The 21,486-nt window shown below is 71.4% G+C and carries 22 protein-coding genes; 10 read left to right on the forward strand and 12 right to left on the reverse strand.

Features of this window, described 5'->3' with window-relative positions; translation table 11 throughout:
• Positions 1-427: 427 nt before the first annotated feature.
• Together BLW76_RS13825 and BLW76_RS13830 are read right to left on the reverse strand one after the other, a co-directional pair.
• Entirely contained in the window at positions 428-781 is a 354-nt protein-coding gene (locus BLW76_RS13825) for a VOC family protein (protein WP_091306995.1), read from the reverse strand.
• Positions 782-795: 14 nt separating this feature from the next.
• Complete coding sequence (locus BLW76_RS13830; protein ID WP_208613288.1) at positions 796-1,851, reverse strand: IS110 family RNA-guided transposase; 1,056 nt, start codon at positions 1,849-1,851, stop codon at positions 796-798.
• A gap of 352 nt (positions 1,852-2,203) precedes the next feature.
• Here BLW76_RS13830 and BLW76_RS13835 point away from each other — a divergent pair, with 352 nt between their 5' ends.
• From BLW76_RS13835 to BLW76_RS13845, 3 genes are all read left to right on the forward strand, one after another.
• On the forward strand, positions 2,204-3,952 hold the full coding sequence (locus BLW76_RS13835; protein WP_091306996.1) for a proline--tRNA ligase: 1,749 nt from the start codon (positions 2,204-2,206) through the stop codon (positions 3,950-3,952).
• Complete coding sequence (locus tag BLW76_RS13840) at positions 3,952-4,848, forward strand: DUF8017 domain-containing protein (protein WP_091307002.1); 897 nt, start codon at positions 3,952-3,954, stop codon at positions 4,846-4,848. The genes BLW76_RS13835 and BLW76_RS13840 overlap by 1 nt, the downstream gene beginning before the upstream one ends.
• A 137-nt stretch (positions 4,849-4,985) precedes the next feature.
• Positions 4,986-5,660 carry a hypothetical protein gene (locus BLW76_RS13845; RefSeq protein ID WP_091307003.1) on the forward strand — a complete coding sequence of 225 codons (675 nt, stop codon included), beginning with the start codon at positions 4,986-4,988 and terminating at the stop codon, positions 5,658-5,660.
• Between the two features lie 63 nt (positions 5,661-5,723).
• Here BLW76_RS13845 and BLW76_RS13850 read toward each other — a convergent pair whose 3' ends face one another.
• Together BLW76_RS13850 and BLW76_RS13855 are read right to left on the reverse strand one after the other, a co-directional pair.
• Positions 5,724-7,787 carry a bifunctional lysylphosphatidylglycerol flippase/synthetase MprF gene (locus BLW76_RS13850; protein WP_091307004.1) on the reverse strand — a complete coding sequence of 688 codons (2,064 nt, stop codon included), beginning with the start codon at positions 7,785-7,787 and terminating at the stop codon, positions 5,724-5,726.
• A 196-nt stretch (positions 7,788-7,983) separates the two neighbouring features.
• Positions 7,984-8,679, reverse strand: coding sequence for an HAD family hydrolase (locus tag BLW76_RS13855; RefSeq protein WP_091307007.1), 696 nt, complete (start codon positions 8,677-8,679; stop codon positions 7,984-7,986).
• A gap of 105 nt (positions 8,680-8,784) precedes the next feature.
• Between BLW76_RS13855 and BLW76_RS13860 the strand changes: the two genes are divergently transcribed.
• On the forward strand, positions 8,785-9,777 hold the full coding sequence (locus BLW76_RS13860; RefSeq protein WP_167384600.1) for a YhgE/Pip domain-containing protein: 993 nt from the start codon (positions 8,785-8,787) through the stop codon (positions 9,775-9,777).
• Here the strand turns inward: BLW76_RS13860 and BLW76_RS13865 are convergent.
• Together BLW76_RS13865 and BLW76_RS13870 are read right to left on the reverse strand one after the other, a co-directional pair.
• Complete coding sequence (locus BLW76_RS13865) at positions 9,715-10,125, reverse strand: secondary thiamine-phosphate synthase enzyme YjbQ (protein WP_014466759.1); 411 nt, start codon at positions 10,123-10,125, stop codon at positions 9,715-9,717. The two genes, BLW76_RS13860 and BLW76_RS13865, sit on opposite strands and share 63 nt — an antisense overlap.
• 10 nt (positions 10,126-10,135) lie before the next feature.
• Positions 10,136-11,338: an MFS transporter gene (locus tag BLW76_RS13870; RefSeq protein ID WP_143060621.1), complete on the reverse strand. Its 1,203-nt coding sequence runs from the start codon at positions 11,336-11,338 to the stop codon at positions 10,136-10,138.
• Positions 11,339-11,421: 83 nt separating this feature from the next.
• On the opposite strand from BLW76_RS13870, the gene BLW76_RS13875 reads away from it, so the two are divergent.
• Positions 11,422-12,069 carry a TetR/AcrR family transcriptional regulator gene (locus BLW76_RS13875; RefSeq protein WP_208613289.1) on the forward strand — a complete coding sequence of 216 codons (648 nt, stop codon included), beginning with the start codon at positions 11,422-11,424 and terminating at the stop codon, positions 12,067-12,069.
• Here the strand turns inward: BLW76_RS13875 and BLW76_RS13880 are convergent.
• The 5 genes from BLW76_RS13880 to BLW76_RS13900 form a co-directional block, all read right to left on the reverse strand.
• Complete coding sequence (locus BLW76_RS13880; RefSeq protein ID WP_091307015.1) at positions 12,054-12,698, reverse strand: response regulator transcription factor; 645 nt, start codon at positions 12,696-12,698, stop codon at positions 12,054-12,056. The genes BLW76_RS13875 and BLW76_RS13880 overlap by 16 nt on opposite strands.
• Before the next feature lie 9 nt (positions 12,699-12,707).
• Positions 12,708-13,970 carry a sensor histidine kinase gene (locus tag BLW76_RS13885; RefSeq protein ID WP_244170162.1) on the reverse strand — a complete coding sequence of 421 codons (1,263 nt, stop codon included), beginning with the start codon at positions 13,968-13,970 and terminating at the stop codon, positions 12,708-12,710.
• Between the two features lie 189 nt (positions 13,971-14,159).
• The gene (locus BLW76_RS13890; RefSeq protein WP_091307018.1) at positions 14,160-14,360 is read right to left on the reverse strand and encodes a hypothetical protein; all 201 of its coding nucleotides are present in this window, start codon (positions 14,358-14,360) and stop codon (positions 14,160-14,162) included.
• 7 nt (positions 14,361-14,367) lie between these two features.
• Positions 14,368-15,474 (reverse strand): fatty acid desaturase family protein, encoded by a 1,107-nt coding sequence (locus BLW76_RS13895; RefSeq protein ID WP_091307021.1) that lies wholly within the window; start codon positions 15,472-15,474, stop codon positions 14,368-14,370.
• 11 nt (positions 15,475-15,485) lie between these two features.
• Entirely contained in the window at positions 15,486-16,544 is a 1,059-nt protein-coding gene (locus tag BLW76_RS13900; protein WP_091307024.1) for a ferredoxin reductase, read from the reverse strand.
• 92 nt (positions 16,545-16,636) lie between these two features.
• Between BLW76_RS13900 and BLW76_RS13905 the strand changes: the two genes are divergently transcribed.
• From BLW76_RS13905 to BLW76_RS13925, 5 genes are all read left to right on the forward strand, one after another.
• On the forward strand, positions 16,637-17,296 hold the full coding sequence (locus BLW76_RS13905; protein ID WP_091307027.1) for a TetR family transcriptional regulator: 660 nt from the start codon (positions 16,637-16,639) through the stop codon (positions 17,294-17,296).
• A gap of 123 nt (positions 17,297-17,419) precedes the next feature.
• Complete coding sequence (locus BLW76_RS13910; RefSeq protein WP_091307029.1) at positions 17,420-18,532, forward strand: Re/Si-specific NAD(P)(+) transhydrogenase subunit alpha; 1,113 nt, start codon at positions 17,420-17,422, stop codon at positions 18,530-18,532.
• 5 nt (positions 18,533-18,537) lie between these two features.
• Positions 18,538-18,840, forward strand: coding sequence for an NAD(P) transhydrogenase subunit alpha part 2 (locus tag BLW76_RS13915; protein ID WP_091319377.1), 303 nt, complete (start codon positions 18,538-18,540; stop codon positions 18,838-18,840).
• Positions 18,837-20,225 carry an NAD(P)(+) transhydrogenase (Re/Si-specific) subunit beta gene (locus tag BLW76_RS13920; RefSeq protein ID WP_091307030.1) on the forward strand — a complete coding sequence of 463 codons (1,389 nt, stop codon included), beginning with the start codon at positions 18,837-18,839 and terminating at the stop codon, positions 20,223-20,225. The genes BLW76_RS13915 and BLW76_RS13920 overlap by 4 nt, the downstream gene beginning before the upstream one ends.
• Positions 20,222-20,953, forward strand: a complete 732-nt coding sequence (locus tag BLW76_RS13925; RefSeq protein WP_091307031.1) for a lipoate--protein ligase family protein — start codon at positions 20,222-20,224, stop codon at positions 20,951-20,953. Before BLW76_RS13920 ends, BLW76_RS13925 begins: the two co-directional genes overlap by 4 nt.
• Before the next feature lie 16 nt (positions 20,954-20,969).
• On the opposite strand, the gene BLW76_RS13930 is transcribed toward BLW76_RS13925, so the two are convergent.
• Entirely contained in the window at positions 20,970-21,395 is a 426-nt protein-coding gene (locus tag BLW76_RS13930) for an Lsr2 dimerization domain-containing protein (protein ID WP_244170163.1), read from the reverse strand.
• Positions 21,396-21,486 lie beyond the last annotated feature (91 nt).

Here is a 21,486-nt window from a genome sequence, read left to right on the forward strand (position 1 = left end):
GGCGGCGGGCGAACTGGCCGCGGCAGCCAACCTGCGGGCGGGTAGGCGAGTTGGCTGCGGGGGCCGACCTGCGGGCGGGTAGGCGAGTTGGCTGCGGGGGCCGACCCGCGGGTGGGCAGGCGAGTTGGCTGCGGCGGTCGACCCGCGGGTGGGCAGGCGAGTTGGCTGCGGCGGTCGACCCGCGGGCGGGTAGGCGAGTTGGCCGCGGCAGCCGACCGACCGGCGGGCCAGCGAATTAGCCGCGGCAGCATCGGCCAGGGCGGGCAAGCGCGGGCCAGGGCGCGGCCGGCACGTGGGCGTGGCCGGGTCGGCGACCAGCCCGGCCACCTCGACTCACTCCCGGGCCACCGAACCCCGCGCCCGACCTTCCCTTTCTCCCTCCCCCCGCCCCCGCCCACCCCCACCTCCACCGCCGGTCAGGCGTTGCTCAGTGCACTCCGGCTGACACGCAGAACTCGTTGCCCTCCGGGTCGGTCAACACCGTCCACGCCAAGCCCGGCACCTCGTGCTCCGACACCTCCTTCGCGCCCAGCTCCACGAGCCGCTTCACCTCGGCTGCTCGGTCCTCTGTGCCGAAGTCGATGTGGACCCTGTTCTTGCCTGCCCTCGGCTCCGGTACCTGCTGGATCCCCACCATCAGCCCGCCCTCGGGGGGCGGTGCGAGCATCACGAACTCGCCGTGGTCCTGCTCCACCCTTGTGCCCAGCGCCGCCGTCCAGAACTGCGTCAGGACCTTTGGGTCCGCGCAGTCGATCGTGATCATGCCCATTCGGATCGTCATGTGTTGCTCCTATGTCAAGCCGCTGCGGGGAGCGTGGTTGGTTGTTGGGTCGTGTCGTGGTGGAGGGTGTTGTAGACGACGCGGGCGAGGCGTCGTTTGAGGGCGCGGAGTGCTTCCATGGTGGTGTCTCCGGTGGTTCGGCGTCGGTGGATGTAGTCGCGGCCGGGGCCGGCCAGGCGGGTTTGGGTGACGGCGATGCGGTGCAGCGCGGCGTTGAGTTGTCGGTTGCCGCCGCGGGCGAGGCGGTGTCGGTTTGTCTTGCCGGAGGAGGCGGGGATGGGGGCGACGCCGGCGTGCATGGCGAAGCAGGCTTCGGAGCGGAACCGGGTCACGTTGGCGGTTTCGCCGACGATTTTCGCTGCGGTCAGGGCACCGCAGCCGGGTATGGCGAGCAGGCGGGGTGCGAGGTGAGCCATCCGCTGGGCGAGTTCCCGCTCCAGTGCGTTGGCGCGGACGGTGAGTGCCCGGATGTCGGTGACCAGCTCGGTGGCGATGCGCACCACCATCGATGCCGGCTGCTGGGCCAGCCAGGCGGTGAGCCGGTCGAGTTCGCAGAGCCGGTCCAGGCTGCGGGCGGTGGGGTCGAGTTCGGGGTCGAGTTCGTGTAGGTGCCAGCGCAGCCGGTTCTGCACCTGGGTGCGGGTGTTGACCAGGTCTTCGCGGTGGTCGACGAGCAGTTTGACCTCGCGGGAGACGCTGTCGTGTGTGGCGGCCGGCAGGTTCGGTTCGCGCAGCGCGGCCCGGGCGATGGCCAGTGCGTCGATCGGGTCTGACTTGCCGCGCGTGCGCGCCGAGGAGCGAGCTCCGGCCATCAGCTTCGGCGGGACCCGGACCACGGTCTGGCCTGCGGCGAGCAGCGCTCGTTCCAGCCGGGTCGACACGTGCCGGCAGTCCTCCACCGCGAACGTCAGCTCGGTGTCTGGCCAGTTGCGCAGTGCCCAGCGCAGCAGCTGCCGGTGACCGGCATCGGTCGCGCGCACCGTCTTCTGGTCGAGTTTGCGCCCTACCTGCTCGACCGCGACCGCGGTGTGGGTGTTCTTGTGGACATCGATACCCAGCATCACCACCATGGGGATGGTCTCCTTCCAGCTCGAAGGGACGGCTGGGCCGGCCGGCGGACACACCTCAGTGGGGGCGCTGCCACGCTCCTATCAAGTCACGCCGGTCGGCCCTGGCTCACCGGTGACCGGCACAACGCATGATCGCCAACCCGCAAGCAGGTGGCAGCGACGCTACGAGCCAGGTCACCAGCGGCCAGGATCCCAACCACCGCAACAGCGGCAACACCACCCTGACACTGACCCGACGCTAGCGGTCACCACCGACAAAAACGGGCCGCCGAGTAACCCGTTGGAGTCACGGCCGGGTGGTTGACTACCCTGAGCGGGACTTTCACACCCGCCCGGAGCAGGGAGCCCCGCAGTGATCACCAGGACTTCGTCGTTGTTCCTTCGCACGTTGCGCGAGGATCCGGCGGACGCCGAAGTACCGAGCCACCGGCTCCTGGTACGCGCCGGCTACGTCCGCCGGGTCGCCCCGGGCGGGTACTCCTGGCTGCCGCTCGGCCTGCGCGTGCTGCGCCGCATCGAGGCCGTCGTGCGCGAGGAAATGAACGCCATCGGCGCGCAGGAAATCCAGTTCCCCGCGCTGCTGCCGAAGGAACCCTACGAGGCCACCGGCCGGTGGACCGAGTACGGCGACGGCCTCTTCCGCCTCAAGGACCGCAAGGGCGCCGACTACCTCCTCGGCCCGACGCACGAGGAGCTCTTCGCCCTCACCGTCAAGGGCGAGTACAGCTCGTACCGCGACTACCCGGTCACGCTGTATCAAATCCAGACCAAGTACCGCGACGAGGCCCGCCCCCGCGCCGGGATCCTGCGCGGCCGCGAGTTCGTCATGAAGGACTCCTACTCCTTCGACCTCGACGACGACGGCCTCGCGCGCTCCTACCAGGCTCACCGCGACGCCTACACCAAGCTGTTCGACCGGCTCGGCCTCGAGTACGTCGTCGTGAAGGCGACGTCGGGTGCCATGGGCGGCTCGGCGTCCGAGGAGTTCCTCGCCGTCGCCGAAACCGGTGAGGACACCTACGTCCGCAGCACCGAGTCCGGGTACGCGGCGAACGTCGAAGCCGTCGTCACGCCCGCGCCGGCCGCGCAGCCGATCGAGGGCCGTCCCGAGGCGCAGGTGCACCACACGCCGAACACGCCGACCATCGAGACGCTCGTCGACTTCCTCAACAACGCCGGCCTGGGCCGCACCTTCACCGCCGCGGACACGCTGAAGAACGTCATGCTCAAGACGCGTCAGCCGGGCTCGGACGAGTGGACGCTCGTCTGCGTCGCCGTCCCGGGCGACCGCGAAGTGGACATGAAGCGCCTCGAAGCGTCGCTGGAGCCGGCCGAGGTCGCGCTGCTCGACGAGGCCGACTTCGCGAAGAACCCGTTCCTCGTCAAGGGCTACATCGGCCCGAAGGCGCTGCAGGACAACGGCGTGCGCTACCTCGCCGACCCGCGGATCGTCCCCGGCACCGCCTGGGTCACCGGGGCCGACAAGGTCGACCACCACGTCGTCGACCTGCTGGCCGGCCGCGACTTCACCCCGGACGGCACCATCGAGGCCGCCGAGGTCCGGGAGGGCGACGCGTCGCCGGACGGGCACGGCACCCTCGTCGCCGCGCGCGGCATCGAGATCGGGCACATCTTCCAGCTCGGCCGCAAGTACACCGATGCCTTCGAGGTCGACGCGCTCGGCCCCGACTCCAAGCCGATCCGGATCACCATGGGCTCCTACGGCGTCGGCGTTTCGCGGCTGGTCGGCGTGCTCGCCGAGCAGAACCACGACGACCTCGGCCTGATCTGGCCGCGCGTCGTCTCGCCGTTCGACGTGCACATCGTCATCGCGGGCAAGGACGAGACCGTCGCGGCCGGCGCCGAGAAGATCGCCGCCGAACTGGACGCCGCCGGGGTCGAGGTCATCCTCGACGACCGCAAGGCGACGCCCGGCGTCAAGTTCGCCGACGCCGAGCTGGTGGGCGTGCCGACCATCCTGGTCGTCGGGCGCGGCCTGGCCAACGGTGTGGTCGAGGTGAAGGACCGGCGGTCCGGCGAGCGCGAGGAGATCGCGGTCGACGCCGTCGTCGAGCACTTGGTCAAGCTCGTCCGGTCCTGATGGGACTGTTCTCTCGGCGGGGCGAAGACGCGACGCCGGGGTATGAGGACAACGCGGCGCTTCGCGGGTTCGGCGGTTACGAACCCGCGGACGCGCCGCGCGCGCAGCCGAAGCGGATCCGTCCACGGCCGAAACCGCTGAAGTGGCGCCGGGCGCCGTGGTTCGGCCTGGTGTTCATCGCTCTGGTCGCCGGCGTGCTGAACGCGCTGGGCGTCGGCAAGCCGCGCCCGGCGTCGTCGTCGCCACCACCCGCGCCGGTGGTGGTGACACCGTCGCCGCGCGCGGCGGTGCCGGCGGCGGTCGCGGGCTGGCAGTCCGTGGCGGGACGCGACGGCTCGTACGCCTACGACGTCCCGCCGAACTGGGTGCCCGCGCCCGGCACGCTGCACGGCTGGGAGAAAACCGCCGCGGTCCCTGGGCTCCGGCTGATCACGAGCGCGTTCCTCGGCGAGGACTTCTGCGGCGAAAACACCATCGGTGGCGCGGGAGTGACCACGGAACCGCCATCCGGCCTCGACGCGGCGGCACGCAAAGCTGTGACCGACCTCGGGGTGAGCGCCTACAGCCCGGACAACGGCCCGCTCGCCGCCGTCACCCCGGACGCGGGCGCGGACGCGCAGATCACGAAGGCCGACGGCACCGCGGTCCCGGCCAGGATCGTGGTCGCCGAAGTGGTGCCGACGGAAACCGGGGAGTGCGCGGCACGGCACGCGCTGGTCGCGGCGCTGGCGTTCGGGGACGGCTCGGGCGCGCCGGGCGTGGTGGTGGCGTACGCGGACAGCGACCGCGGTGGGCCTTCGGTGCGGGACGACCTGGTGCGGATCGTGCGCAGCTACCGGTTCGTGCCGGAGTCGGCCCGGAGCACGACGACTCCGCCGCCGACGACTTACCGCTAGCGGCTTTCGTACGCTCCAACGGTTGCCGGCGATCCGGCCGCGGACCGGTGACCGCCGTCCGGGGATGTTCCTTCGAAGCACGGGCGTTTCGCCGTTCTGCTTCCGCCGACCGCCGGAATTCGGCAGGCTGTGACCCCATGAGCGGTGATGCGGACAGACGGCTCGGGCGGATCCGGACCGGAGCGTTCGGCGTGCTCGGCGTCGCGGGGTTCGTGCTTCTCTTCGGGCCGTTGCTGGCCAAGGCCTGGATCTGGCTCGTCGAGCCGCGTGACCCGGACTGGTGGGGAGCGTCCGGCCAGTGGGTCGGGGGCATCGGCACGATCGCGGCCGTCGTGGTGGCGCTGTGGATCGCCATCCGCGACGGCCGGCTCGCGCAGGCGGACCGGCGGGAACGGGACCTGCGGGAACGGCAGGAGCAGGCCGCGAAAGTCACCGCGTGGATCGAGTACGCCGACGGGCAGGGCTACATGGTCGTCTCGAACGCAAATGCCGAGGCTGTGAACCACGTTGTCGTTTCGTTCGATCTGGTGCACAACCTGCCGATGACCGGATCGACGCTGCACCGGGGGCCGAACATCGAGGACGACGAGTACCTCTACGCCATCCTGCCGCCCGGGAAGTGGCGGATGCCGATCCGCGAGGAGTGGCAGCGGCCGGACATGACGCCCGGCGTGATGCTCGCCTTCACCGACTCGCGGAACGGCCACTGGCTGCGGCTGACCGACGGGCGGTTGATCCCGAAGGAACAGAACGTCGTGGCCCGGCGGCGGATTCGGTTCCCGCAGCGGATCAGCGTGCCGGAGAGCTACTGACCGGCCTGGCCGACGGTGGCTGATCCTGACGGACCAGAACGCCGTGGCCAGGCCGGATTCGCGCTAACGAGCTCGGGAACTGCTGACCAGCTTGGCCAGCTGCCGCAGGCGGACGTCCGGCAGGTACGCCCGGCTCAGGGCCAGGCCGATGCGCGGCAGGTCTGCCTCGTCGCGGAAAGCCAAGTACAGCGGGACGTGCCGCGGCTGGAACTTCGCCTTGAACGCGTGCAGGGAACGGAATCCGTAGTACGGCTCCATCACGCGGCCCAGCGACTCCAGGACCCGGTCCACCGAACGCGCCGGCGTGCCGGAGTCACTGCGGGCCAGCGGGGCGCCCGACAGCGACACGAACCGGGCGCCCTCCTCGCGGAACGCCAGGCACGCCGACGCGATCAGGAACTCCATCACCGGGCGGAAACCGTGTGCGCTGCGGCGCATGACGTCCAGCGTCCAGCCGCCGACCTTGCCCGCCCCCGTGTACACCGGCAGCCACGACGTCACGCCGTGGACCGTGCCCTCCGCGTCGACCGCCAGGCCGACCCGGGTGGCCGGGTCCATCGCCTCGTCGACGCCGCCGAGGGTGAAGCCCATCTCCGGCATGGCCTTGCCGGACATCCACTCCTCCGACAGCGCCCGGACCTGCGCGAGGATCGGCTCGGGCTGGTCGGCCAGGCGCACGAGCCGGAACTCGATGTCCTGCTTGGCCGCCTTGTTCAGCGCCGACCGGACGTCCTGCCACGCCTTGCCGCGGAACTCGAGGCCTTCGAGGTCGAGCACGTTGTCCTCGGCGACCTGGACGTGCTGCCAGCCCAGCTCGCGCGTCGCCGCGACGGTGGCTTCCGTCGCCGAGAACACGCACGGCACCAGGCCGGAGTTCTCGCACATCGCGGCGAACTCGGTGACCGTGGCCGCTTCCGTGCCGTCCGGGGCGATCGGGTCGCCGAGGGCGACCGCGACGCCCGCGTGCCGGCGGTAGGCGAGGTACGAGCGGCCGTCCTCACGGACGAAGTAGGTGTTGCGCGGCCAGGTCGTCATCCACGACAGCGTGCTGCCGCCGTGGCGGCCGAGCAGGGTGCGGGCCAGGGCCGGCCCCGGGCCCTGCGCGTGGCGCCGCAGCCGGCGGCGCGACGGCACGCGGAAGGCGTGCCGGGCGGCGATCAGCACGCCCAGCTCGACCGTCCACAAGAGATTGTCCACGAAGAACAGCGGCAGGCCGGCGACGTCGTAGTCGCCGCCGAAGATGTCGGCCACGCCCAGCGCCGTCGCGACGGCCAGGCCCTGCAGCGTCACGAACGCCGAGAGCGCGACGGCCCAGCGCCACGCGACGCGGCCGCCCTTGCGCAGCCCGTTGATCATCGGCACCACCAGCAGGACCAGGATGCCGAGCTCCGGCGCCGTCAGGGAAACGCCGTCGTCGGAACCGAACGGGCCGTCGCCGGGCACCAGGAACATGACGATCTCGGCGATGGTGAGCAGCAGCAGGCCGGCCACGGCCAGCACCCGCCACTCCCGCAGGTTCGGCGCCGCCTGCCCGGCCGCCCGCCGCGCGCCCACCAGGCGCTTGCCGAGCGGAAGGGCCAGCAGCAGCGCGAAGAAGTGCACGAGGTCGGCCAGCGTGCCGACGTAGACGATCGCGACCCCGGCATACACGCACAACCCGGCCCGCAGGCGCAGCGCCCACGGCGGCCGCAGCGTTGCGCTGGCGACCGCCACCGCGGCGAGCGCGCCGCCGGAGAACCCGACGTCGAGGCTGCCTGCGACCCGCTCGGCCCACAGCCAGCCGGAGTTGCGGCACAGCGCGAGGAACTGGGTCGCGACGAGCACCGAGACGAACTGGCCGCCGATGGTCACGGCCATCGCGCGCCGCGTTCCCAGCTTCCACTCGGCGAAGCCGGCGAAGAGCGCGAAGCTGCCGACCATCGGGACGTAATACCAAGGGATGACGGCGAAGAACGGCCCGGTGAACATGGTCCACCACCGGCCCGCCTCCAGCGATGGCAGCCCGTAGGCGACGAACGGGTAGGCCGCGCGGTCTTCGGCCGCGTTCCACAGCGCCCCGGTCGCGACGGCCAGCGCCAGCATGGCGAGTGTGACACTGCTGGTGAACGGCAGCCGCCGTGCGAGCACGGCAACCGTGCCTCGGATGCGTCCCCCTCCGGCGGGCCTGCCCGCCGCCACTGCTTGAGTCATGGGAACGAGTCTGGCGAGTTCCGGGCGCGCTGGACATCAGGCAAGGGGTCGAGATTTCCCCTAGGGGTATCCTTCTTTCGGCTGAGGGTTCACCCCTCCCAAGGACGACTTTCCGGCGAATTCCAGACGACGTTCAGCGGCAGACCGCTTGGCGGACCGCGTCCGTGTCGGCCAGGTCAGGCAGCACTGTGTGCGCGCCCGCCGCCTTCAGTTCCTCGGCGGAGAAGTGCCCGGTGGCCACGGCGACGGAGACCGCGCCGTTGTCCACCGCGGCCTTGACGTCATTAGGGGTGTCGCCGATGACGACCACCGCGTCGGCGCCGAACTCGGTGCCGTGCTTGGCCGCCGCCAGGCCGACCGCGTGCGGGACCAGGTCCGGGCGGTGCACCGACAGCGTGCCGTAGCCGCCGATCTCCAGGTCGAGGTGCTCGTCCAGGCCGAACGGGACGAGCTTGTGCCGCGAGATCTCCGGCAGGTTGCCGGTGACGAGCGTCTGGACGACGTCGCCGCCCTCGGCGAACGCGGCCAGCGCCTCGGCCGCGCCCGGCAGTGCGCGAGCCGTCTCCGCGAAGGTGTGCCGGTGGCGTTCCGACTCCGCCACCAGTGCCTTGAACAGCGCCTGGACCGTCTCCTCCGCGGCCTCGAAGCCGTTCGCGGTGAGCAGGTCGGTTGTCGTCGCGCGTTCCGTGCGGCCCCCGAAGACCGGGTGCACGCGCAGGGGCGCGCCGGTCGCGGCGGTGAACGCCGTCCCGTACCAGGCCGCGCCCAGTTCGGAGAAGTCCACGAGCGTGTGGTCGATGTCCCAGAGCACCAGCCGCTTCCTCGTCACGGGTCCGAGGCTACCGTGGCCATTATTCAACGCGCGTTGACTTTTCGGTGGCGTGGTCGTACCTTGAGCCGTAATTCAACAAGTGACGAATAAGTGGAGGCAGTGATGACCCGTCCCGCAGGGGCCCTCGCCCTGGTCGCCGCCCTGGCCGGCGCCCTGGTGGCGGTGGTGCTCGGATTCCTCACCTTCGGCGCGCAGGCCACCGTTGCGCCGGACGGCGTCCCGGTCGCCGTCGCCGCGCCGCCGGAGATCGCGCAGCGCATCGCCGCCCACGGCGGCGGCCAGCTCGCCTGGACCGTGGCGACCCCGGCCGAAGCGCGGCAGCTGCTGGAAGACAAGAAGGTCTACGGCGTGCTCGAGCTCGCGCCGGGACCGGCCGCGACGGTGGTGACGTCGGGGGCGGTCAACCCGGCGGGCACCCAGGTCGCGCAGCAGGCGCTGACCGGCGCGGCGACCGCACTGGCCGGCCCGCCGAAGCAGGAGGTCCTGCACCCGGCGGGGCTCGCGGGCCGCGTCGCCCCGCTGGCCGCGAGTGCGCTAGCCTGGATCGGCGCGCTCGTCGCGAGCCTTGCCCTGACCCAGCTCGCGAAGCGGACGCACCGCACGATCGGCGCCGGCGCCCGGTTCCTGCAGGTCGTCGGCGCCGGCGTGCTGATCACGGCGGTCGTGGCCGGGTTCTTCGCGCTGTGGGACTCGTCGCTGCCGCTGACCGCGGACGTCCTCGGCTTCGTCTTCCTCGCCGCGACGGCGTTCGCGGCACTGCAGGCCGGGCTGCTGCGCCTGCTGGGCCTGCGTGCGATGGCCGTTCTCGCGCCGCTGTACCTGGTCGCGCCCGCGGTGGCCGGGCAGGTGCCGGAGCTGCTGAACCCGGCCTACCGCGCGCTGCTGTGGTCGTGGACGCCGTTCCGGTTCTCGACCGAAGGCCTGCGCAGCCTGCTGCAGGGCGTGCCCGGCGCACCCGACGTGACGACCGCGCTGTGGGTGCTCGGCGCGCTGCTGGCCGCCGGTCTGCTGGTGACGCTGTGGCCGGCCCGGTCAGCCCGCCAGGAGGCTGAAGCGCACCTTGCGGACGGGGTTGTCGAGGTTGGTGTCCACTAGGCAGATCGACTGCCAGGTGCCCAGCGCGAGGACGCCGCCGAGCACCGGGACCGTCGCGTAGGGCGGCACCAGCGCCGGGAGCACGTGGTCACGGCCGTGACCCGGGCTCCCGTGCCGGTGCCGCCAGCGGCCGTCGCGGGGGAGCAGCTCGTCGAGCGCGGTCAGCAGGTCCTCGTCGCTGCCGGCGCCGGTCTCCAGGATGGCCAGCCCGGCCGTGGCGTGCGGGACCCAGACATGCAGCAGCCCGTCGGTGGCGTCGGCGTCGCGCAGGAAGGCTTCGGCTTCGTGGGTGAGGTCGTGGACGACGGCTTCGGAGCCGGTGCGGACCTCGATCTCGGTGGAGTACATGGCGCCCAGCCTAGGGAGCCACCGGCTCCTTCGCGGGTTCGCCGGTGGTGGTGAACGCGAACGCGGTCAGCGCCGCGAGGAGCACCGCGCCGGCGAGGTAGGGGACCACGGGGGCGATCTCGTACAGACCGGTCCCCAGCAGCGGCCCGGCCATGAACGCCAGCGCGCTGCTCGACCCCATGAGCCCGGCGACGGCGCTTTGTTCCTCGCGGGTGGCGAGCAGCGTCGGCGCGGACATGAACCCCGGCGTCGCGAACCCCATGCCCGCGCCGAGCACGCCCACCCCGGCGCCGAGCAGGACGCCGTCGGCACCGGCGGCCACCACGAGCATCCCGCCGGTCATGACGACCGCGCCCACCCGGACCAGCCGCATCGGCGGCCAGTTCAGCCGCGGCACGGCGGCCACCTGGACGAGGATGATCATTCCGGCGCCGGCCAGCATGACCAGGCTGGTGACGCGGCCGGTGTCCTGGCCGCTCAGGTGCAGCCGGTCCTGCACCAGGAAGCCGATGGTCATCAGGACGATCGCCAGCGCGAGGTACAGGCCGAAGCCGAGGGTCAGGAACGGCCACAGGCGCCTGTCGAACGGGCTGACCTTCACCGTCGCCGTCCGGATCTCGCGCTTCGGCGGCTTCGGCAGCGCGAACGTGATCACGACCGCGATCCCGGCGAGGACCACCGGGGCCGCGTAGACCGGGACGAGCAGGTTCCCGGTGAGGCTCAGCAGCCCGCCGAGCGCGGGGCCGGCGGCGAGCGCGAGGCCCTGCGCCGCGCCGAACACCGCCATGCCCCGCACCCGCTCGGCCGGGCCGTCGGTGACGTCGGCGATGTAGGACTGGGCGGTCACCGGGGTCGCCGCCCAGGCGAGGCCGAACAGCACGCCGCGGGTGAGCAGCACCGCTGTGAACAGCACCGGCACGGCGAGTGCCTGCGCCAGGCCGAGCTGGGCGACGAAGGCGAACGCGAGCAGGCTCGCCGTGGCGCCGAACAGCGAGACCAGCAGCACCGGCCGGTGCCCCCAGCGCGCGGTCCGGCGCCCCCAGAACGGGCTCGCCAGCACGACACCCGCACCACCGACGGCCCAGACGGAACCCAGCGCGAACTCGCTGAAGCCGAACTCGCGGGCCAGCGGCGGCAGGATCGGGTTGAGCAGCTGCTGACCCGCCATCAGGCCGAACACGGCCAGGCAGACCAGAAGGACCGGTCGTTTCACAACGCACCCCCCAGGTGACTTTTCGAACGTGTTCCGAAAGTAGCACCGGGTGGCTGCGGCTGTCGACCGGGCATGATGAGGGCGTGTCACGCATCGGGCGGCCGCCCTCGACGTCCCGCGAGCAGATCCTCGAAGCCGCGCGGGCGATCCTCGACCGGGACGGCCATGAAAAGCTGACAATCCGCCGGCTCGCCGCGGAGCTGGGCGTCGGCGCGACGACGCTGTACCACCACGTGCGCGACAAGGACGACCTGCTGATCCAGCTGCTCGAGCACCACGCCGAGCGGCTGCCGCGGCCCGCGCTGCCGGACGATCCGCGGGAGCGCATCCTCGCCGCGGCGACCCTGATGCACGACGCGCTCGCCGGCCGGCCCGAGATCGCGGAGGTGCTCACGGCCGACGACTTCCTCGGCGAGTCGGCGCTGTGGATGGTCGACGCGATCGTCGGGGGCGCGCTGGGCTGCGGGTGCGCGCCCGAGCGGGCCGTCGAGCTGTACCGGCACGTCTGGTACTACACGATCGGCGAAATCCTGGTCCGGGCGCGGGCCGGGCGGCGGGCGGCCCAGGACCGGCCCCGCTACCGCGACCAGGTGTTCGCCGGGCTCGACGCGGCCCGCTTCCCGAACCTCGCCGCCGTCGGCGACCGCTGGCCGGAACTGAGCGCGCGCGACACCTACCGGGCGGGGCTGCGCGCCTTCGTCGACGGGTTGCTGGCTCAGGAATCCAGGTAACGCAGCACCGCGAGCACCCGGCGGTTGTCCCCGTCGGACGGTGACAGGCCGAGCTTGCCGAAGATCGACGTCACGTACTTCTCCACCGAGCCGGGGGAGAGGAACAGCTTCGTCGCGATCGCGGAGTTCGACCGGCCTTCCGCCATCAGGCCGAGCACCTCGCGTTCGCGTGGGGTGAGGCCGCCGAGCGCGTCTGTCCGGCGCGTCGCCGAGAACAGCTGGCTGACGACCTCGGGGTCGAGGACCGTCTCGCCGTCGGAAACCCGGCGCAGCGCGTCGAGGAAGTCCGAAACCTCGGCGACGCGGTCTTTGAGCAGGTACCCGACGCCGCCCGCGCGGTCGGCCAGGAGCTGGGCCGCGTACTTGGTCTCGACGTACTGGGAGAACAGCAGGATCGCGCAGCCCGGGAGCTCGCGGCGCAGCGCGATCGCCGCCCGCAGGCCCTCGTCGGTGTGCGTCGGCGGCATCCGGATGTCCACAATGGACACGTCGGGGGTGTGGTCTTCGACGGCGGCGCGCAGGGCGTCGGCGTCCTTCACCGCGGCGACGACGTCGTGGCCGCGGAAGGTCAGCAGCTCGGCGAGCCCCTGGCGCAGGATGGTGGAGTCCTCCGCGATGACGATCCGCATGCCGCGACCTTAGCGGGGCAGCGGCACCCGCGCGGACACTTCGGTCGGACCGCCCGGCGGGCTGGTGACGGTCAGCTCGCCGTCGACCGTCCGCAGCCGCTCGGCGACGCCGGCCAGCCCGCCGCCCGGCACGATCCGGGCGCCGCCGGGGCCGTTGTCGCGCACCCGCAGCCGCAGGACGTCCTGGGTCTCGGTGACTTCGACCAGCGTCGTCCCGCCGTGCTTGGCGGCGTTCGTGAGCAGCTCGGCGGCGCTGAAGTAGACGATGGTCTCCAGCGACGGCGGCGGGCGGCGCGGCAGGTGGACCATGACATGGGCGTCGATCCCGGACGTCGCGACCAGCGTGGCGAGTGCGACGTCGAGGCCCGCGTCCAGCGCGGCCGGGTGGATGCCGCGGGCGAGGTCGCGCAGCTCGGTCAGCGCCTGCTTGGCGTTGGTGTGCGCCGCGGTGACGAGGTCCTTGACCTGCGGGAGGTCGACGTCGGCCAGCTCGTCCTTGGCCAGGCCGAGCTTCATCGCCAGCGCGACGAGCTGGGCCTGCGCGCCGTCGTGGAGGTCGCGTTCGATGCGCCGCAGCCGCAGGGCGGCGTCCTCGACCGCCGTCGCGCGGCTCGCCTCCAGGTCGCGGACGCGTTCGGACAGCTCGCGTTCGCCGAGCAACCCGACGACGAGCAGCCTGTCGAGCGCGACGAAGGCGTGCGTCACCCACGGCAGCGCGAGCAGCACCAGCAGCCCGGACGCCGACCAGGCGAGCGCGCCTGCCCAGGTGTCGGCGCGGATGTCGAAGGCGGGCAGCTGCCGTTCACCGAGCGGGTACCACAGGAAGGAGTAAGGGGTGGCGGCGAAGCTGAAGACGGTCGCGGCGAAGACGGTGAAGAGCCCGGCGAGGGTCAGCGGCAGCCGCAGCAGCAGGTAGCCGACGGCGCGCCAGCCCGCGGGATCGCCGACGCGGGCTTTCACCCAGCTCCACAGCCCAGGTTTGAGCTCGGGACGGCGCGGGGCGGGGACGCTGACGCCGAGCAGCGCTCTCGCGAGCTTGCGGTGGGCGGTGCCGAGGCCGCGGACGTAGAAGATCGCGCCGGCGAGGACGAGGAAGCCGAGCAGGACGGGGGTGAGCCAGAGGCCGAGCGCGAGGAGGACGAGGAACGTGAGGAGCGAGAAGACGGTGAGCGGGGCGGCGAGCCACAGCCAGAGGTATTCGGCCCGGAAGTCCCGCGAGGCGAGCGGGCCGAAGACCCGGCGCAGCGGGTGGGGTGGGTCGATGCTGGTCACGGAACCCAGTGTCGTCCGGGGCGGGGGCGTTGCCCATGGGGTTTTCCCCCAGCTTCGTTACGGAACTCCGCAGGGTGCCGCCGCGGGGGCGCCCCCCCCGTTTTCCACACTACCGGCAGGCACCGACAATTCCGGTGCCTGCCGGTGGTGTGCGGCGCCGGTTTCCCCGCACCCGGCGGGGAAACCGGCTCAGGGCGTGTCCGGGTCGTCCTCCCGGGCCCGCTGCGCCGCCTCCCGCATCTCGATGACGTCGGTGAGCCAGTCGCCCGTCTCCCGGGCGATGTCGCGGATCGCGCCCGTGATGATGCTCGCTATGTTGCCGACGTGCGTCGCCGCTGATTCGGTGATCACCTGCAGGGTGTCCTTCTCTCGTTCGAACTGGCCCACCATGTCACCCTCACGCTGCTCGGAGCTGCCGGTCGGGTTCCACGGTAGCCGGGGACCGCGGGGTGGGCAGGGCCAGCTTCACGATCTTCTTCGCCACCGACCAGAGCTGCCTGCGCAGCGGTCCCGTGTGGTACGGCAGCCCGTACTTCTCGCAGATCTCGCGCACCTCGCCGGCGATCTGCGGGTACCGGCGCGCCGGGATGTCCGGGAACAGGTGGTGCTCGATCTGGTGGGACAGGTTGCCGCTCAGGATGTGGAAGAGCGGGCCGCCCGTGATGTTCGCCGAACCCAGGATCTGGCGCAGGTACCACTGGCCGCGCGATTCCGACGCGGTTTCCTCTTCGGTGAAACTTTCGACGTCCGCCGGGAAGTGGCCGCAGAAGATGATCGCGAACGCCCACAGGTTGCGGGTCAGGTTCGCCGTCGCGTTGCCGACGAACGTCAGCGGGGCCAGCGGGCCGGTCAGGAGCGGGAACAGGACGTAGTCCTTGCCGATCTGCCGCGACGCCTTCCGCACGATCTTCCGCAGGATCGGCACGTTGTCGGCCCAGGACCGCGAGCCCTTGACGACGTTTTCGACCTCGAGGTCGTGCAGCATCACGCCCCACTGGAAGAAGATCGCCAGCAGCGTCGCGTACACCGGGTTGCCGAGGTAGTACGGGTGCCACTTCTGGGCGGTGTCCATCCGCAGGATCCCGTAGCCGACGTCGCGGTCCTTGTCGACGATGTTCGTGTACGTGTGGTGGATGTAGTTGTGCGAGTGCCGCCAGTTCTCCGCCGGCGCCACCGTGTCCCACTCGAACCGCTGCGAGCTCAGCGCCGGGTCGCGCGTCCAGTCGTACTGGCCGTGCATGACGTTGTGGCCGATCTCCATGTTGTCGAGGATCTTGGCCAGCGACAGCGCGCCGACGCCGGCCAGCCACGCCGGCGGGAAGAACCCGGCGAACAGCAGTGCCCGCCCGGCGACCTCCAGGCCGCGCTGCGTCCGGATGATCCGGTGGATGTAGTCGACGTCCTCCTGGCCCAGGTCGTCGACGATCCGCTGCCGCAGCGCGTCGAGCTCGCGGCCGAACTCCTCGACCTGTTCCGGGGTCAGGCGGTCCTGCAGACCGGTCATGACAGTTCTCCCTAAGCGTCGATCTCGACGTCCCCGACCGGGACGGAGATGCAGAGCTGGATTTCTTCGTCTTCTTCGCCGGAAACCTCGCCGGTGCGCGCGTTGCGGACGCGCCCGGCGGTCTTCAGCTGGGTGCAGGAGAAGCAGATGCCCATCCGGCAGCCGTGTTCCGGGGCCAGCCCGGCTTCCTCCGCCTGCTCCAGCAACGGCTTCCCCGAGTTGGCGCACTCGCGGCCGCTGCGGCGGAACCGCACCCGGCCTTCCGCGTCCGCCGTGTCGAAGGTCAACGCCGGCGGCGTGAACTCTTCGGTGTGCACACGTTCACCCAACTCCGCGCGCACGGCGTCCATGAGCGGCTTCGGGCCGCAGACGAACGTCTCCGCGTCGCGGAACCGCGGCTCGACGTGCTCGGCCGAGAAGAACCCGGTCAGGTCGCCGCCCTTCGAGTGGGTGTAGGCCTGCACGACCCGCAGCCCGGGGTGCCGGGCGGCGAGCTCGGCCAGTTCGGTGCGGTACAGCGCGTCGGCCGGGCCGTTCGAGTAGTGCAGGAACACGATCTCGCCGGGGTGGCCCTCGTCGACCAGGGTGCGCGCCATCGCGAGCACCGGCGTGACACCGCTGCCGCCGCTGATCAGCAGCACGCGGTCCGGCCGGGTGGCGGGCAGCGTGAACCCGCCGTCCGGAGTGGACAGATTGACGACCGAGCCGACGCCGATCGAACGGTTCAGGTGCCCGGAGACCAGGCCCTGCTCCTTGACGGTGAACTCCAGTTCGCCGTCGTACTGCGAACCGCACGGCGAATAGCAGCGCGTGCGGCGGACGCCGTCGATCTCCACCTGCAGCCGGACGTACTGGCCGGCGGTGAAACCCGGCCACGCGCGGCTCGGCCGCACGGTGAGGGTGACGCTGTCCGGCGTCTGCTTGCGCACCGCCGTGACCAGCCCGCGGATCTCGCGGCGGACCAGCATCGGGTCGACGAGCTCCAGGTACCGGTCCATCCCGTGCGGCGTCAGCAGCGCCTCGGCCAGCGAGGCGAGGCCGCGCACCCGCCGGGGGATGAGCGCCGTCATCGGGTCCTCCTCGATTACAGTGAACGACTGTACACTCAACAGTGCACTGCAGGAGTGGACGCCCTGTCAACGCGAGACCCCGAGGATGTGACGTGAGCAACGCGGTGGACAGCCGTACGCTGGACCCTGTGTCCGAACCCCTGACGCCGGTGAGCCGCCAAGAACGCAAAATGCGCACCCGCCAGGCGCTGCTGGACACCGCACTGGAGCTGCTGGCCGACCGCCCGTTCGCCACGCTTTCCCTGCGCGAGGTCGCGAAAGGCGCCGGCCTCGTCCCGACGGCCTTCTACCGGCACTTCGCCTCGATGGAGGACCTCGGCGTCGCGCTCGTCGAGGAGGCGACGCGCACGCTGCGCGGGATGATCCGCTCCGCCCGCACGGATCCGGCCACCTACCAGGGGATGATCAGCGCGTCGGTGACGACGCTGCACCGGTTCGTCCGGGCGAACGAGGACCATTTCCGGTTCCTGACCCGCGAGCGGTACGCCGGCGGATCGCTCGCCCAGGCGATCGCCGCCGAACTGCGGCTGTTCTCCGGCGACCTCGCGATCGACCTCGCCCGGTTCCCGACGCTGCGCGAGTGGAGCACCGAAGACCTGCACATGCTGGCCGACTTGATCGTTTCCGCAATGCTGACGACCATTGTCGAACTGCTGGAAGCCCGCCCGGGTGACGACGCGAAAATCACCGGAACGGCGGAAAAACGGCTGCGTCTGGTCCTGCTCGGCGTCCCGCACTGGAAATCGAGCTGAACGGTTCCGCCCGGCACCCCTATTTCCCGGCACACCCGGCGAGACTTGCGACTCACGTCACTGGGGACTGTCGGTCCGACGTGGTACAACCCTCGGATCGTGCCTCGCCGATGAGGAGGTCGTGTGACGGACAGCGAACAGAGTCAGCAGCTCACCGTGGGTGTGGTGGCCGAATCACGCCCCGGGGAGCGGCGGGTGGCCATGGTGCCCAAGCTCGTCGGGCGGCTCGCGCAGCGCGGGCTGCGCGTGGTCGTCGAGCCGGGCGCCGGATCCGGTGCGCACCTGAGTGACGACGCGTACACCCAAGCCGGCGCCGAACTCGGCGACGCGTGGGGCGCCCCGATCGTCGTGAAGGTCAACCCGCCGTCGCCGGAGGAAGTCGCGAAACTGAGCCGGGGCGCCGTGCTCGTCGGTTTCCTCGATCCGCGCGGCAACCCGGAAGGGCTCGCGAAGCTCGAAGAAGCGGGGTTGCGCGCCTTCGCGATGGAGGCGGTCCCGCGCATTTCCCGGGCGCAGGCGATGGACGCGCTGTCGTCACAGGCCAGCATCGGCGGCTACCGCGCGGTGCTGCTCGCGGCGCAGAAGCTCCCGCGGTTCTTCCCGATGCTCACCACCGCGGCCGGCACCGTCCCGCCGGCCAAGGTGCTCGTGCTCGGCGCCGGCGTCGCCGGCCTGCAGGCGCTCGCCACGGCGAAGCGGCTCGGCGCCCAGACCACCGGCTACGACGTGCGGCCCGAGGTCGGCGAGCAGGTCAAGTCGCTGGGCGCGCAGTTCCTCGACCTCGGCATCGAGGCGGTCGGCGAAGGCGGGTACGCCCGCGAGCTGACGGTCGAAGAGCGCGAGGAACAGCAGCGGCGGCTCACCGAAGCCATCACGAAGTTCGACGTCGTGATCACCACCGCGCTCGTCCCGGGCCGCAAGGCGCCGACGCTGGTCACCGCGGACGCCGTCAAGGGCATGCCCGCCGGGTCGGTCGTCGTCGACCTCGCCGGCGAGACCGGCGGCAACTGCGAGCTGACCAAGCCGGGGGAGGACGTCGTCGAGCACGACGTCACGATCTCGTCCCCGCTCAACCTGCCCGCCGAAATGCCCTCGCACGCCAGCGAGCTCTACGCCCGCAACGTCACCGAGCTCTTGGAGCTGCTGGTGACGAAGGAGGGCGAGCTGAAGCTGGACTTCGAGGACGAGATCGTCGCCGGTGCCTGCGTGGCCGGGCGCGAAGGGAGCGCGTCGTGAGTCCTCTGGTGCAGAACCTGGCGGTGCTGGTGCTGGCCGGGTTCGTCGGCTTCGCCGTCATCTCGAAGGTGCCCAACACCCTGCACACGCCGCTGATGTCGGGCACCAACGCCATCCACGGCATCGTGCTGCTGGGCGGCCTGGTCGTGCTCGGCCTCGGCGTCGACGGCGTGTTCAACAAGATCCTGCTGGTGATCGCGATCGCCTTCGGCACGATCAACGTCGTCGGCGGCTTCCTCGTCACCGATCGGATGCTGTCGATGTTCAAGGCCAAGAAGCCGGTGCCCGGTGAGGAGGACGAGAAGTGACGGACTTCATCGCGATCCTCTACATCATCGCGTTCGCCCTCTTCATCTACGGCCTGATGGGCCTCACCGGCCCGCGCACCGCCGTCCGCGGCAACTGGATCGCCGCGGTCGGCATGGGCATCGCCGTCGTCGCGACCCTGCTCACCCCCGGGATGGGCAACTGGGTGCTCATCGCCCTCGGCGTCGGGATCGGCGTGGTCGTCGGCGTGCCGTCGGCGCGCAAGGTCAAGATGACCGCGATGCCGCAGATGGTGGCCCTGTTCAACGGCGTCGGCGGTGGCGCGGTCGCGCTGATCGCGTGGGTCGAGTTCAACTCCACCGACGGCTACGCGCACGAACCGGCGTACATCGCGATCGCGTCGCTGTTCGCGGCGATCATCGGATCGATCTCCTTCTGGGGCTCGAACGTCGCCTTCGGCAAGCTGCAGGAGCTGATCAGCGGGCGCCCGATCACGCTGGGCAAGCTCCAGCAGCCGGTCAACGCGCTGCTCCTGCTGATCGCGGTGGCCTGCGCGGTGGCGATCATCGCCGGCGGCGACTCGTGGCTGCTGATCGTCGGGCTGCTCGTCGCGTCCGGCATCCTCGGCCTCACCGTCGTGCTGCCGATCGGCGGCGCGGACATGCCGGTGGTCATCTCGCTGCTCAACGCCTTCACCGGCCTCTCGGCCGCGGCGATGGGCCTGGCGCTGGACAACACGGCGCTGATCGTGGCCGGCATGATCGTCGGCGCGTCCGGTTCGATCCTGACCAACCTGATGGCCAAGGCGATGAACCGGTCCATCCCGGCGATCGTCGCGGGCGGCTTCGGCGGCGGTCCGGCGGTCGCGGCCGGCGACGGGACGAAGGAAGCCCGGCCGGTGCGGTCGACGAGCGCGGCCGACACCGCGATCCAGATGGCGTACGCGAGCAAGGTCGTGGTCGTGCCGGGGTACGGCATGGCCGTGGCGCAGGCCCAGCACACCGTCCGCGAGATGGCGAAGCTGCTGGAGAAGAAGGGCATCACGGTCGCCTACGCGATCCACCCGGTGGCCGGCCGGATGCCGGGGCACATGAACGTGCTGCTCGCCGAGGCCGACGTGCCGTACGAGCAGCTCAAGGAGATGGACGAGATCAACTCCGAGTTCGCCCAGACCGACGTCGCGCTGGTGATCGGCGCGAACGACGTCACGAACCCGGCCGCGCAGACCGACCCGAGCTCGCCGATCTACGGGATGCCGATCCTCAAGGTCAACGAGAGCCGGTCCGTGATCGTCTTGAAACGCGGGATGAGCTCCGGGTTCGCCGGCATCGACAACGACCTGTTCTACGATCCGAAGACCAGCATGCTCTTCGGGGACGCCAAGTCGTCGGTGGGCGAGATCGTGGAGGAACTCAAGGCGCTATGACGACCGGGTCGGATGTTCGTGCGGCGTTCACGGATCCGGCCGAGAATCTCGCGTTCGACGAAGCGCTCCTCCGGGTTGCGCCCGAGTCACCGGTGCTGTGGCTCTGGCGCAACCCGGTCTGCGTCGTGGTCGGGCGCGGGCAGCGGATCGCGCGCGAAGTGCGTGTCGCGGAATGCGAGCGCGACGGCGTCCCGGTGCTGCGGCGGGCCAGCGGCGGCGGCACGGTGTTCCACGACCCCGGCAACCTGAACGTCACCCTGGTCCTGCCCGGCCCGGCCGACCGGCCACTGGAAGCACTCGGCCAGGTGATGAGCGCCGCCGTCGACCAGCTCGGGCTGGTGCCGCGGATCGGCGACCGCGGGCTGTTCGTCGGTGAGGCGAAGCTGTGCGGGTTCGCCGTGTTCCGCACGAAGACCGGCCTGCTCGCGCACTCGACGCTGCTGGTCGAGACGTCGGCCGGGCTCGTCGGCCGCTACCTGACCGGCGCGCCGCCGGACCCGCGGCCGCTCGACTCGCACCGCAGCCCGGTGGCGTCGCTGGCCGAGCACGGCCTGCGGCCCGGGTTCCCGGCGGTCGAGGCGGCCGTGCGCGCGGCGGCGTCACAGCTGCTCGGGACGTTCGTGCCCCGCCCGCCGTCGGCGGCCGAGCTGGCGCGGCAGCGGGCGTTGCTGCACACCCGCTACCACTACCCGTCCTGGCACGCCGACGGCGCCCAGCGCGCGGCCTGAGCCGTCTACTGTGGACTTACTCGGCCGCCGAGAACGTGACGGTCGGCACCTTGCGGGCGGCCGCGCGGGTGATGGGCTTCGGCTCCGCGGCCTTCTTGGTGCGCGCGGGCTCGGCCTTCGCGCGGGCCGGCTTGACCGGGGTGGTGGCCTGCACCTTCACCGGGGCAGTCTTCGCTGGGGCGGGCTTCGCGGGCGTGGCCGTTCTGGCGGCCTGCTTCGGCGGGGTCTTCTCGGCGCCGGGGACGATCCGCGGCCGGTTCTTGCGGCCGCCGGTGCGGCGACCGGCGTCGGCGTACCGCTGCAGGAACCCGCGCAACGCCTCGGCGTTGGCGGAGGAGAGGTCGATGTCGTAGTCGATGCCGTCCAGGCCGAAGCCGACGGTCTCCGCCGCGGGCTCGCCGGTCAGATCATCCAGCACCTGCACAGCCGTGTTCCTGGCCACGACAAACCTCCCGTGCTCGAACGTGTGGGTTCGCGCGCACCGGGTCCGACGGCACCCGGTGCCGCCGAAAACTTGCAGCTTCCTGACGGAG

This window comes from Amycolatopsis tolypomycina (genome assembly GCF_900105945.1).
In the GTDB taxonomy this organism is placed as follows: Bacteria; Actinomycetota; Actinomycetes; order Mycobacteriales; family Pseudonocardiaceae; genus Amycolatopsis; species Amycolatopsis tolypomycina.

Bases quoted from the DNA above. Each gene is read 5' to 3' on its own strand.
- BLW76_RS13925 (WP_091307031.1), top strand. From the start codon at position 20,222: ATGACGACCGGGTCGGATGTTCGTGCGGCGTTCACGGATCCGGCCGAG.
- BLW76_RS13845 (WP_091307003.1), top strand. From the start codon at position 4,986: ATGAGCGGTGATGCGGACAGACGGCTCGGGCGGATCCGGACCGGAGCG.
- BLW76_RS13860 (WP_167384600.1), top strand. From the start codon at position 8,785: ATGACCCGTCCCGCAGGGGCCCTCGCCCTGGTCGCCGCCCTGGCCGGC.
- BLW76_RS13900 (WP_091307024.1), bottom strand. From the start codon at position 16,544: ATGACGGCGCTCATCCCCCGGCGGGTGCGCGGCCTCGCCTCGCTGGCC.
- BLW76_RS13865 (WP_014466759.1), bottom strand. From the start codon at position 10,125: ATGTACTCCACCGAGATCGAGGTCCGCACCGGCTCCGAAGCCGTCGTC.
- BLW76_RS13825 (WP_091306995.1), bottom strand. From the start codon at position 781: ATGACGATCCGAATGGGCATGATCACGATCGACTGCGCGGACCCAAAG.
- BLW76_RS13895 (WP_091307021.1), bottom strand. From the start codon at position 15,474: ATGACCGGTCTGCAGGACCGCCTGACCCCGGAACAGGTCGAGGAGTTC.
- BLW76_RS13890 (WP_091307018.1), bottom strand. From the start codon at position 14,360: ATGGTGGGCCAGTTCGAACGAGAGAAGGACACCCTGCAGGTGATCACC.
- BLW76_RS13840 (WP_091307002.1), top strand. From the start codon at position 3,952: ATGGGACTGTTCTCTCGGCGGGGCGAAGACGCGACGCCGGGGTATGAG.
- BLW76_RS13880 (WP_091307015.1), bottom strand. From the start codon at position 12,698: ATGCGGATCGTCATCGCGGAGGACTCCACCATCCTGCGCCAGGGGCTC.
- BLW76_RS13830 (WP_208613288.1), bottom strand. From the start codon at position 1,851: ATGGTGGTGATGCTGGGTATCGATGTCCACAAGAACACCCACACCGCG.